12 protein-coding genes and 1 tRNA gene are annotated in these 12,095 nt (G+C 25.8%); 12 read left to right on the forward strand and 1 reads right to left on the reverse strand.

From position 1 onward, the window contains the following. Positions 1–172, reverse strand: a 172-nt coding sequence (locus LDP10_RS02495; RefSeq protein WP_265197182.1) for a chorismate synthase, incomplete at its 3' end; no start/stop codon positions are given. 347 nt (positions 173–519) lie between these two features. Between LDP10_RS02495 and smrB the strand changes: the two genes are divergently transcribed. From smrB to LDP10_RS02555, 12 genes are all read left to right on the forward strand, one after another. Continuing rightward, complete coding sequence (smrB, locus tag LDP10_RS02500; RefSeq protein WP_265197167.1) at positions 520–1,053, forward strand: endonuclease SmrB; 534 nt, start codon at positions 520–522, stop codon at positions 1,051–1,053. 551 nt (positions 1,054–1,604) lie between these two features. Then, positions 1,605–1,676, forward strand: a tRNA-Arg gene (locus LDP10_RS02505). A gap of 311 nt (positions 1,677–1,987) precedes the next feature. Then, a complete protein-coding gene (gene hisG, locus LDP10_RS02510) occupies positions 1,988–2,887 on the forward strand; it encodes an ATP phosphoribosyltransferase (protein ID WP_265197168.1) in 900 nt (299 codons plus the stop codon). A gap of 5 nt (positions 2,888–2,892) precedes the next feature. Beyond that, positions 2,893–4,200 carry a histidinol dehydrogenase gene (gene hisD / locus LDP10_RS02515; RefSeq protein WP_265197170.1) on the forward strand — a complete coding sequence of 436 codons (1,308 nt, stop codon included), beginning with the start codon at positions 2,893–2,895 and terminating at the stop codon, positions 4,198–4,200. Continuing rightward, a complete protein-coding gene (gene hisC, locus LDP10_RS02520; RefSeq protein WP_265197172.1) occupies positions 4,197–5,276 on the forward strand; it encodes a histidinol-phosphate transaminase in 1,080 nt (359 codons plus the stop codon). Before hisD ends, hisC begins: the two co-directional genes overlap by 4 nt. A gap of 4 nt (positions 5,277–5,280) precedes the next feature. After that, positions 5,281–6,348 carry a bifunctional histidinol-phosphatase/imidazoleglycerol-phosphate dehydratase HisB gene (gene hisB, locus LDP10_RS02525; RefSeq protein ID WP_265197173.1) on the forward strand — a complete coding sequence of 356 codons (1,068 nt, stop codon included), beginning with the start codon at positions 5,281–5,283 and terminating at the stop codon, positions 6,346–6,348. Beyond that, positions 6,348–6,938, forward strand: a complete 591-nt coding sequence (gene hisH / locus LDP10_RS02530; protein ID WP_265197174.1) for an imidazole glycerol phosphate synthase subunit HisH — start codon at positions 6,348–6,350, stop codon at positions 6,936–6,938. Before hisB ends, hisH begins: the two co-directional genes overlap by 1 nt. 4 nt (positions 6,939–6,942) lie before the next feature. Beyond that, positions 6,943–7,683 carry a 1-(5-phosphoribosyl)-5-[(5-phosphoribosylamino)methylideneamino]imidazole-4-carboxamide isomerase gene (hisA, locus tag LDP10_RS02535; protein WP_265197176.1) on the forward strand — a complete coding sequence of 247 codons (741 nt, stop codon included), beginning with the start codon at positions 6,943–6,945 and terminating at the stop codon, positions 7,681–7,683. Further along, complete coding sequence (hisF, locus tag LDP10_RS02540; protein ID WP_265197177.1) at positions 7,665–8,441, forward strand: imidazole glycerol phosphate synthase subunit HisF; 777 nt, start codon at positions 7,665–7,667, stop codon at positions 8,439–8,441. The genes hisA and hisF overlap by 19 nt, the downstream gene beginning before the upstream one ends. Next, positions 8,435–9,049 (forward strand): bifunctional phosphoribosyl-AMP cyclohydrolase/phosphoribosyl-ATP diphosphatase HisIE, encoded by a 615-nt coding sequence (hisIE, locus tag LDP10_RS02545; protein WP_265197178.1) that lies wholly within the window; start codon positions 8,435–8,437, stop codon positions 9,047–9,049. Before hisF ends, hisIE begins: the two co-directional genes overlap by 7 nt. Before the next feature lie 261 nt (positions 9,050–9,310). After that, positions 9,311–10,720 (forward strand): NADP-dependent phosphogluconate dehydrogenase, encoded by a 1,410-nt coding sequence (gene gndA / locus LDP10_RS02550; protein ID WP_265197180.1) that lies wholly within the window; start codon positions 9,311–9,313, stop codon positions 10,718–10,720. A gap of 759 nt (positions 10,721–11,479) precedes the next feature. Further along, the coding region (locus tag LDP10_RS02555; protein WP_265197181.1) for a class I tRNA ligase family protein at positions 11,480–12,095 on the forward strand (616 nt) is incomplete at its 3' end.

Here is a 12,095-nt window from a genome sequence, read left to right on the forward strand (position 1 = left end):
GAGTTGTATATTTCGATTTTCCTGGTCTTCTACGGTTTAGTTCTTTTTGTAAATCATCAGTAGATAATGGAAATCCAGGAGGTATGCCGTCTATAATACAGCCCAATGAAGGGCCATGGGATTCTCCAAATGTAGTTACGGTAAACATTTTCCCAATTTTATTTCCAGCCATGTATTTTCCTTATATTTTTAGACAATAAAAATCATAATTTAAAATATTGATGTCATTTTTAGTTAGTTTGATATGAATAAAGTTAAATACTTTTGATGAAGATATAAGATTTATTTTTTTATGTTATTAATATAGTATCATATTTTTATTATGTAATTATTTTTGTTATTTTGGTGTTAATAGTTTAAATGGTATATTATTTGAATATTTTATTGACTTCTTAGCTGATTACAAATTATCTTGAATAATATCTATTGATCAAATAAGGAGGTATTGCTAAAATTATAGTTTATTTTAAATCAGAATATAGATTTTATAGGTAATTATTATTTTAGTGATTTAAAATTATGAGTAAAAGTAGTTCTATTATCGTCGGAGATAATTTTATCTTTCATCAGTTTATTAATGGAACAAAAAAAATAGTACAAGATACTATTTATCATTCTCGGACGAGCAAAAAAGGCAATTGTAATTTTTTGAGAAGAAAGATTCATGAAGCAGAAGCACATGCTCATTATTTTTCATCGTACAGATTGCAGACTAAAATAAATGATAGTTCAGAATGTTATGTACGTAATGATATTAATAAACTAGAGTTATATAATTTAAAAAAAGGGAAATATAATCCTGATATTTTTCTTGATTTACACGGTTTAACACGATATGAAGCAAAAAGAGAATTAGGAAAATTAATAGCGATTTGCAGAGAAAAACATTTTTTTTGTGCTGGAATTATACATGGGCATGGTAAACATATTTTAAAACAAGAAACTCCTTTATGGTTATCTAAACATCCTGATATAATAGCATTTTATCGTTCATCGAAAGTATTTGGTAATGGAGCTGCTATTATTTTTTTAATCGAAATAGATAAAAATTAAATTATATTTATTTTTAGTAAAAATATTTTTTTTAAATGTATATTTTTTTTAAAGGATTAAATGTATTTAAAATATGTTTATTATATAAAATATAATGATTTTATGAATTCTTGATTTTTTTCTACTAAAAGATATTTAATATAAAAATATTTTACAAAGTGATACATTTAATTATTTTTTGTAGCGATTAATTAGAATTTTATAATTTTTCTATAGAAAATATGTTTAAATATAAAATGTTATTTTTATAAGATGTTTATCTTAATTTAAAATATGTAATATTAATTATAAAATAATTAATATTACATATGATAATATGGATATTATACTTAAAATAATTAATGTAAATCTTTGCATGGTTTATAATTTTATTATATAGATATATTTTTTAGTGGATCAATATTGAAAATATTGCATTTTTATATTAAATATGAGTGTATAAGAATATACTTTTAATATTTATTTTTTTATTTTTTAGAAAAATATTTTTAGGAAAATAGAATATAACTTTTATATATGTAAAATAGTAAGATAATTATATTTATTCTTTTGTCCCTTTAGTTAAATGGATATAATAAACTCCTCCTAAGAGTTAGTTGCAGGTTCAATTCCTGCAAGGGATAATTTACATTACATTTATAGTATTTTCAGCACAAAATATGTTTTTTAGTGAAAAGTAATTCAATCTTTAATATTTATAAATTTATTCTAACAATTTTTTAATGGGTATTATTTATTAAATATATATATTATAATTAGTATTATTTACTATTATATTTCAAATAAATATTTTATAATTAAATTTACATTCTTTTTTTTATAAATTATTGATAAATGAGAGCATTTAATTTAAAAAAATCTTTTTAATTGTACAAGATTTTTTTAAATTAAATGCTCTCATTTATCAATAATTTATAAAAATGGGATTTAATTAATGATAAATAATAATCGTTTACGAATAGCTATGCAAAAAAGCGGTAGACTCAGTGATGATTCTAGAAAATTATTGACTAGATGTGGTTTGAAAATTAATTTAAATCAACAACGTTTAATTGCTTTTGCTGAAAATATGCCTATTGACGTTATGAGAGTACGTGATGATGATATTCCAGGTTTAATTATGGATGAAGTAGTAGATTTGGGTATTGTAGGAGAAAATGTTCTAGAAGAAGAATTGCTAAGTCGTCAAGCTCAATTACGGAATGGTTTTTATACTATTTTAAAACGTCTTGATTTTGGTATTTGTAGATTATCTTTAGCCATACCGATAAATGAAAAATATAAAAATATTAAGTATTTAAGTAACATGAGAATAGCTACTTCATATCCTCATTTGTTAAAAAAGTATCTTGATAAGAAAAGTATTTTATTTAAAGTTTGTATGTTAAATGGTTCTGTAGAAGTAGCACCGCGAGCAGGTTTAGCTGACGCTGTATGTGATTTGGTTTCTACAGGAGCGACATTAGAAGCTAATGGATTACAAGAAGTAGAAGTAATTTATAAATCAAACGCATGTTTAGTATGTCGTCCAGGTCTTCTGTCAGATTTTAAAAAAGAAATTATTAGTAAACTAATGACCCGTATTCAAGGAGTGATCAAAGCTAGGGGATCTAAATATATAATGTTACATGCTCCTATTTGTAAATTAGAAGAAGTGGTTTCTTTATTACATGGAGCGGAAAAACCAACAGTATTAAATTTAGCAGGAGATAAAACCAAAGTTGCAATGCACATGGTAAGTAGTGAAACTTTATTTTGGGAAACTATGGAGAAATTAAAATCTTTAGGTGCCAGTTCAATTTTAGTTTTACCTATTGAGAAAATGATGGAGTAAATTTTGTGAAAAATATTTTAAAGATAATTAATTGGGAAGAATTAAGTTTTTTTGAAAAAAATAAGATTTTTATCAGGCCGGTTTTTTCTGAATCTAATAAAATTAAAGAATCAGTAAAAAAAATAATTTCAGATGTTAGAATATCAGGAGATGTAGCATTAAGAAAATATTCTCAAATATTTGATAATTCGAATATAGATAATTTTACGATTAGTCGAGATAAAATATCTAGATCTCATTTTAATGTCAGTCAAAATAAAAAAAATGCTATTTTATCAGCAATAAAAAATATTAAATATTTTCATTTAGCACAAAAAATGGATTCAATTTCTATCGAAGTACAACCTGGAATCTGTTGTCAACAGTTAATTAGACCAATAGAATCGGTAGGATTATATATTCCAGGTGGTTATGCTCCTTTAGTATCGACAGTATTAATGTTGTCAGTACCTGCGAATATTGCTGGATGCTCTAATATTATTCTTTGTTCTCCACCTCCTATTACCGATGAAATTTTGTATGCAGCAGATATATGTGGCGTACATAAGATATTTGAAATTGGTGGAGCTCAAGCAATTGCTGCTTTAGCTTTTGGTACAAATGAGATTCCCAAAGTTAATAAAATATTTGGACCTGGCAATGCGTATGTTACTGAAGCTAAAAGGCAAGTAAATGAATTGTTAGATAACTTGGCTATTGATATGTTAGCAGGTCCTTCTGAAGTTTTAGTGATTGCTGATTCTAAAGCTAATCCTGTTTTTGTTGCTTCAGATTTATTAGCTCAAGCAGAACACGGACCTAATTCTCAAGTAATTTTATTAACTCCTAGTTTAAAATTAGTTAATCTTGTGCTTAAAGAGTTAGAAATTCAATTAGTTCAACTACCTAATTCAAATTTAATAAAAAAAGCATTATCAAAAAGTTTTATTATTTTTACACATAGTTTATTAGAATGTATTAATATTTCTAATTTATATGCACCTGAACATTTAATAATTAATACAGTCAATTCTCAAGATTTATTACGTGATATTACCAATGCTGGTTCTATATTTCTAGGTCAATGGTCTCCAGAAACAATAGGAGATTATGCTTCAGGACCAAATCATGTTCTACCTACTTATGGATGTGCCTCTGTATATTCAGGTTTAAGTTTAATAGATTTTCAAAAAAGAATTAATGTGCAAATGTTAACAGAAGAAGGATTTTTTAATATTTCATCTACTGTTTTGATTTTATCTAAAATAGAAAAAATGGAAGCTCATAGTAATTCTATTAAATTACGACTCAATTTTATAAAAGGGGAAAAATGAAACTAAAAATTATAAGTTTAGTTCGTAAAAATATACAGGAATTGATTCCCTATCAGTCAGCTCGTAAAATTGGTGGGAAAGGAGATGTATGGTTAAATGCAAATGAGTCTCCTATATCTGATCAATTTACTTTGCAAGAAACTTATTTTAATCGTTATCCTGAACCTCAACCTAAATCATTAATTATGAGATATGCTGATTATGTTAAAGTATCCTCTAGTAATATATTAGTAACACGTGGAGCTGATGAAGGCATTGAATTATTAATGCGTGCTTTTTGCGAACCTAAAATAGATTCAATTATTTATTGTCCTCCTACTTACGATATGTATGTTATTAATGCGAATATATTTGGCGTAAAAGTGCGTAGTGTTCCAATGTTACAAAATTGGCAATTAGATGTTAAATCTATTGAAAAAAAATCTTTGGGAGTAAAATTAATATACATTTGCAGTCCTAATAATCCAACAGGAAATATCATTCATAGTCAAGATATTCGTTTTATTTTACAGGTTTTTTCTAACACTGCGTTGGTAATAGTAGATGAAGCTTATATTGAGTTTTGTGAAAATAAAAGCGTTGTTTCTTGGTTGCAAGATTATCCTAATTTAGTAATTTTAAGAACATTATCAAAAGCATTTGCTTTAGCCGGATTGCGTTGTGGTTTTGTGTTGGCTAATACAGAAATTATTCGTGTTTTGTCCACAGTAATTGCTCCTTATCCATTACCAACACCAGTAACTGATATAGCTTATCAAGCTTTGTCTAAAAAAAATATTGGTATAATGAAAAATAGAGTATTGGAATTATATTCCAATAAAGTGTGGTTAATAAAAGAATTAAAAAAAAATAAATATGTTAAAGAAATTTTTAAAAGTGACAGTAATTACATTTTAGTACGTTTTATTAACGCTGATAAAATTTTTCTTTTCCTTTGGGAACAGGGAATTATTGTTAGAAATCAAAATCTTAAAATATACTTAAATGAATGTATACGTATATCGGTAGGTAATTTTAATGAATGTTTAAAATTAATAAATGTATTAAAATTATTTGTCACAGATAGTAAAGGATAAATTTATGCCAGAAAAAGTTTTATTTATTGATCGTGATGGAACGCTTATTTTTGAGCCAGAAACAAATTATCAAATAGACAGTATTGAAAAAATTATGTTAGAGCCAAAAGTAATATCTGCTTTATTATCATTAAAAAAATATGGTTATAAATTTGTTATGATTACTAATCAAGATGGTTTGGGGACAGATAGCTTTCCGCATTCTTCTTTTGAAAAACCTCATAAATTTATGCTAGAAATATTTAAATCCCAAGGTATTACCTTTGATAATATTTTAATATGTCCTCATAATTTACATGACCGCTGTTGTTGTAGAAAACCAAAAATAGAAATGGTAAAACCTTGGTTAAATGATAATACTTTAAAGAAAGAAGTCAGTTATGTAATAGGTGATAGACAAACAGATATGGAATTAGCACATAACATGGGTATTAAAGGAATTTTATACAATAGAGAAAATTTTAATTGGTCCAAAATAGCAAAAAAAATAATTGCAAATAATAGATTTGCTAAGGTTTTTCGTAAAACAAGAGAAACTGAAATTCATGTTGAAGTTTGGTTAGATAAAGAAAATAAAAGTAATATCGATACTGGATTAATGTTTTTTAATCATATGTTAGAACAAATTTCTGTCCATAGCGGTATTTCTATAAACGTTCTTGCAAAAGGAGATATTTATGTTGATGATCATCACACTATAGAAGACACTGGGATATGTTTAGGTCAGTCTTTATTGAAAGCATTAGGTAACAAAATTGGAATTAATAGATATGGATTTTCTTTACCAATGGACGAAAGTATTGCAACGTGTATGTTGGACATTTCAGGACGTCCTTATTTAAATTTTCAAGCTCAATTTAAAAATCAATCTGTGGGAGATATGAATACAGATATGGTTGAACATTTTTTTTATTCACTATCTTATGCAATGAAAAGTACAGTTCATATTCGTTCATCAGGTAATAATGATCACCATCAAATTGAAAGTATCTTTAAAGTTTTTGGAAGAGTGTTAAAAGAAGCAATTCGTATAGAAGGAAATAAAATATTTAGTTCGAAAGGAATTTTATAATGAATATTATCATAATCGATACTGGTTGCGCTAATTTGTATTCTTTAAAATATGCTATACGAAGATTAGGTTATAGTCCTATTATAACCAGAGAAATAGATCTGATATTAAATGCAGATAAACTTTTTTTACCTGGTGTAGGAACACCTAAGACAGCCATACAACAATTACATTTATCAAATTTAATTAAAGTTATTAAAAATTTTAAAAAACCTGTAATGGGTATTTGTCTTGGCATGCAATTATTATGTTCATATAGTCAAGAATGTCCAGGTCTCAAAATGTTAAATGTTATTGATACTTTTGTATCCAAGTTAAAGGTGGATAAGTTATCTATACCTCATACAGGATGGAATGAAATTATTATAAATAATAATTCAAAATTATTAAGGAATATAAGTAATAAATCTCGATTTTATTTTGTACATAGTTATGCTATAGAAATTAACAAGTATACAATAGCAAGTGCATATTATGGAACATTTTTTAGTGCTATTGTTGAAAAAAATAATTTTTTTGGAGTACAATTTCATCCAGAAAAATCTGGTGAATATGGTGCACAATTAATAAAAAATTTTTTAGAGATATAAAATTATGATAATTCCAGCAATAGATATAATGAATGCTAAAATAGTTCGATTGTATCAAGGTAATTACTCTAAAATAAAATATTATAACGACGACATTTATACTAAATTGTCAAATTACCATAATATTCAAGAAATTAAAATTATCCATTTAGTAGATCTCGATGGAGCTAAAGATCCTAATAATAAGCAGATTCATTTATTAAAACGAATATTAGCTAAAGTAAATGTACCTTTGCAAATTGGTGGTGGTATTAGAACAGAAAAAGATATTGAAGTTTTATTTCGATCAGGAGTTAAAAGAGTAGTTGTTAGTTCTTCTGCAATTATAAATCCAAAAGAGGTAAAAAAATGGTTTAATATTTACGGCGGAGATGCAATAGTTCTTGCTTTAGATGTTTTAATAAACGAAAAAAAAGAAAAAGAAATTTTAATTAATGGCTGGCAAAATTTCTCTAAATTAATTTTAGAAGATGTTATCAATGAATTTTCTGAAGTAGGATTAGAACATGTTTTGTGTACAGATATATCTAAAGATGGTACTTTGCTTGGTCCTAATTTTGTTTTATATGAAGAAATATCAAGTTTATTTAAACACATTAAATTTCAATCTTCAGGTGGAGTAAGTACGTTAAATGATATTTCTTGTCTTAAATCATGCGGAATACATGGAATAGTGATAGGAAGAAGTTTGTTGGAAAATAAATTTACTATATCAGAGGCAATTCAATGTTGGCAAAACGCATAATTCCTTGCTTGGATGTCAAAGATGGTTTAGTAGTTAAAGGTGTCCAATTTCGTAATCATAAAATTATGGGTGATATAATTCCGTTAGCTAAATATTATGCGAAAGAAGGTGCTGATGAACTAGTTTTTTATGATATTACGGCCTCACCTGCTAATAGATTAGTAGATAAAAAATGGATAGAAAAAATTGCAGAAGTAATAGATATCCCTTTCTGTGTAGCAGGAGGAATTAATAGCATCAGTGATGTAGTGAACATACTTAAGTTTGGAGCCGATAAAGTATCCATTAACTCACCGGCAATACAAGATCCAAGTTTGATAAGCAGAATATCGGATCGTTTTGGAGTACAATGCGTAGTAGTAGGAATTGATTCTTGGTTTGATGAAAAAAAAGATATTTATCAAGTATATCAATATACAGGAGATGAAAATAAAATATTTAAAACGGAATTGGATACTCTAAAATGGATAGAAAAAGTACAAAAACTTGGTGCTGGAGAAATTGTTTTAAATATGATGAATCAGGATGGAATGTGTTGTGGTTATGATATTCGTTTATTAAAGAAAGCACGTGAAGTATGTAAAGTTCCTTTAATTGCTTCTGGAGGAGCTGGTAAAGTAGAACATTTTTATGATGTCTTTAATAATGCAAATGTAGATGGTGCTTTAGCTGCATCAATTTTCCATAAAGAAATTATAAAAATAAGAAAACTAAAAAAATTTTTGTTAAATAAAGGTGTTGTGATTCGAGAATGTTAAATAAAAAAGAATATTTGAAAATTAATTGGAACAAAATTCAAGATATGTTACCGGCAATTATTCAACATAATGTGTCTGGTGAAGTATTAATGCATGGATACATGAATCAAGAGGCTTTAAATAAAACCAATCAAGAAAAAATAGTTACTTTTTATTCGCGGACAAAAAAACGTTTATGGACTAAAGGAGAGAGTTCAGGTAATTATTTAAAAGTAGTCAATATTAGTGTGGATTGTGATTATGATTCTATTTTAATATTGGTTATACCGGAAGGTAAAACTTGTCACTTAGATCGCATTAGCTGTTTTTTATCTTATATCGTTCCAGATTTTATTTTTTTATATCATTTGGAAAATATTTTAAAGAATAGAAAGAGATTTAATAAAAATCTTTCTTATACAAATAAATTATATTCTTCGGGTACTAAAAGGATAGCTCAAAAAGTTGCTGAAGAAGGTATAGAAACTGCAATTGCTGCTGTGACAAACGATAGAGAAGAATTAATTGATGAATCTTCAGATTTGATATTTCATTTACTGGTTTTGCTACAAAATCAATCTTTAGATTTTAATCTAATAATATCCAATTTGCGTAAGAGAAACAAATAGTATTTATTGATTTTTATAACTAATTTTTATGTAAAAATGTACTAATTTTTACATAAGTAATATTTTTATTATATCATTAAATACTTAATTATTTTTTATATTTAATTTTAATTTAGATTTCTTATTTATTTTAATAATTATATAATAATATTATTTTTATATTTTTATTTAAATAAAAAATTGATCAATTTTTAATAATTGATTAATTATTAAAATATATCGTATTATTTATATATTTATTTTCAGAAAATAGGAGTGAAAATGTTAAAAAATAATATTGGTGTTGTAGGTTTAGCAGTGATGGGTAGTAATTTAGCTCTAAATATAGAAAGAAATAATTATACGGTTTCTGTTTTCAATCGTTCTTCTGAAAAAACAAATCAATTAATGAAAAAGAGCATAGGGAAACGAATTTACCCATATTTTTCAATAAAAGAATTTGTTAATTCCTTAAAAAAACCTCGTTGTATTTTGATTATGGTAAAATCAGGATTACCAACAGACAAAACAATTGAATCTATTATTCCTTATCTTAACACAGGCGACATTCTTATCGACGGAGGAAATTCTTTTTATAAAGATACAATACGCCGTTGTAGTGAATTATCTCGAATAGGTTTAATTTTTTTTGGAGCAGGTATTTCTGGTGGTGAGGAAGGAGCATTAAACGGACCGTCTATTATGTTAGGTGGGCAAAAAAAATCTTATAATTTAATATCTCCTATATTTAAAAAAATTGCAGCAAAAACCAATGATCAAGAATCTTGTGTTGATTATATTGGTCCTGATGGAGCTGGTCATTACGTAAAAATGGTTCATAATGGAATAGAATATAGTGATATGCAACTAATATCAGAGACATATTTTTTATTAAAAAATATGTTATTAATGAGTAATGAAGAATTAGCAAACACATTTGATAATTGGAATGAAGGCGAATTAAATAGTTATTTAATCAGTATTACTAAAGAAATATTTAAGAAAAAAGATAGTTCTGGAAAATATTTAATAGATTTCATTTTAGACTATGCAGATAATAAAGGAACAGGAAAATGGACTAGTAAAAGTGCTTTAGATTTAGATGAGCCACTTTCTTTGATTACAGAATCTGTTTTTTCGCGCTATCTTTCTGCTCTTAAGGAACAACGCGTCTATGCTTCTAAAATTTTATCTGGACCTGAAATGGATAAATTATCTTTTAATAAAAAAGATTTTATTGAAAAAATAAGAAAAGCGTTATATTTAGGTAAAATTATATCTTATGCTCAAGGTTTTTCTCAACTTAAAGCCGCTTCTGAAAAATATAAATGGAATTTATCATATGGGAAAATAGCAAAAATATTTCGTGCAGGATGTATTATTCGAGCTAAGTTTTTACAAAAGATTACCGATGCATATGCAGAAAAAAATGATATTGTTAATTTGTTATTAACTCCATATTTTAGAAACATTGCTAATGAGTACCAAAATGCTCTTCGTAGTGTTGTATCTTATGCTGTAATTTATGGAATGCCTATTCCAACATTTTCTGCTGCGATTGCTTATTATGATAGTTATCGAACAGCTGTTTTGCCAGCTAATTTACTTCAGGCACAAAGAGATTATTTCGGAGCTCATATGTATAGACGTATTGATAAAGATGGTATTTTCCATACCAATTGGTTAGAATAAAAATATTTTGATAAAAATATTAAATTTACTTTAAGAAATATGTTTACGGCATGTACTGAATAATTGATATTTTTATTCTTTAGTACCAGAGATGAATATGAACTCAGGTACTAAAAAGATTAATAGAAATAGTATTTTATTTTATTTAAATAAAAACATAAATTATTTTTTTTCATATTAACATATAAAACATAAAGAAATTTTTATAAATATTATTTTTATAGTGATCGTATATAAGATATATAAAATTTTTCGTAATTATTGATTAATAAAATTGAAGATTCTATTAATAAATTTCATGTTTTTATTGTCAATATCAAAACCATTAATAATTATGTTTTTAATATTTCATTATAAGTTGTAAGATTTTTTTCTCTAGATTTTTTAAAGATAACCGTCTTAGTATCAGGTATTATTTTTAAGGTAATAAAACTTATAAAAATTTAACTATTTTTTAAAATTTCGGTTTTTTCAATTACTTTAAATTAATAATTGATTTAAATTTATATATTTTAGATGGAAGGGAAAAATTGTATAATTTTCCCATATTAACGAATTATTTTTGACGTGCAATTGAAACATTTAACATGTGATTTTGTCGATATAATAATCGAATTTTTTATTTTTTATAATAATTGTAATGGGTATATGTATTTAAATTGTAAAATGTTGAAGGCGGTAAGATTTTTAAGATTAAATTAATCGTTAATATAATTTATATATATTTTTATTACAGTATTTTCCTGAGAGATGTTTAAAATGAGTTTTTTTAAAAAAAAGATGTTAGTAACTTGTGCATTGCCGTATTCAAATGGTTCTATTCATCTTGGCCATTTACTAGAACACATTCAAGCTGACATTTGGGTTCGTTATAATCGTATGATAGGTCATGAAGTATGGTTTATTTGCGCTGATGATGCTCATGGTACAGCTGTAATGTTAAAATCAAAAAAACAAAATATTTTACCTGAAGAATTAATTTTTAAAATTTATAAAGAACATAAATATGATTTTTCAAATTTTCAGATATCTCATGATAATTATTATTCAACGCATAGTAAGGAAAATTATAATTTAGTACAAAAAATATATAATTTATTAGATAGTGATGGTTATATTAAGGAATGTAATGTTTCTCAGTTATATGACGATAAAGAAAAAATTTTTTTACCTGATCGTTTTGTAAAAGGATTTTGTCCTTCTTGTGAATCTGAGGATCAATATGGGGATCATTGCGAAGTGTGCGGCGCTGTTTATTCTGCCATAGATTTAGTTAATCCTTTATCTGTTTTATCTAATTCTGTTCCTATTGTACGTACTTCTGTTCATTTATTTTTTAATTTACCATTTTTTAGTGATTTTTTAGAAAAATGGA

It is taken from the genome of Buchnera aphidicola (Pemphigus obesinymphae) (genome assembly GCF_026122815.1).
GTDB lineage: Bacteria > Pseudomonadota > Gammaproteobacteria > Enterobacterales > Enterobacteriaceae > Buchnera_C > Buchnera_C aphidicola_BJ.

Excerpts from the sequence above, each read along its gene's own strand:
- hisG (WP_265197168.1), top strand. The coding sequence starts at position 1,988 with ATGATAAATAATAATCGTTTACGAATAGCTATGCAAAAAAGCGGTAGA.
- smrB (WP_265197167.1), top strand. The coding sequence starts at position 520 with ATGAGTAAAAGTAGTTCTATTATCGTCGGAGATAATTTTATCTTTCAT.
- hisC (WP_265197172.1), top strand. The coding sequence starts at position 4,197 with ATGAAACTAAAAATTATAAGTTTAGTTCGTAAAAATATACAGGAATTG.
- gndA (WP_265197180.1), top strand. The coding sequence starts at position 9,311 with ATGTTAAAAAATAATATTGGTGTTGTAGGTTTAGCAGTGATGGGTAGT.
- hisA (WP_265197176.1), top strand. The coding sequence starts at position 6,943 with ATGATAATTCCAGCAATAGATATAATGAATGCTAAAATAGTTCGATTG.
- hisIE (WP_265197178.1), top strand. The coding sequence starts at position 8,435 with ATGTTAAATAAAAAAGAATATTTGAAAATTAATTGGAACAAAATTCAA.
- hisH (WP_265197174.1), top strand. The coding sequence starts at position 6,348 with ATGAATATTATCATAATCGATACTGGTTGCGCTAATTTGTATTCTTTA.
- hisB (WP_265197173.1), top strand. The coding sequence starts at position 5,281 with ATGCCAGAAAAAGTTTTATTTATTGATCGTGATGGAACGCTTATTTTT.
- hisF (WP_265197177.1), top strand. The coding sequence starts at position 7,665 with ATGTTGGCAAAACGCATAATTCCTTGCTTGGATGTCAAAGATGGTTTA.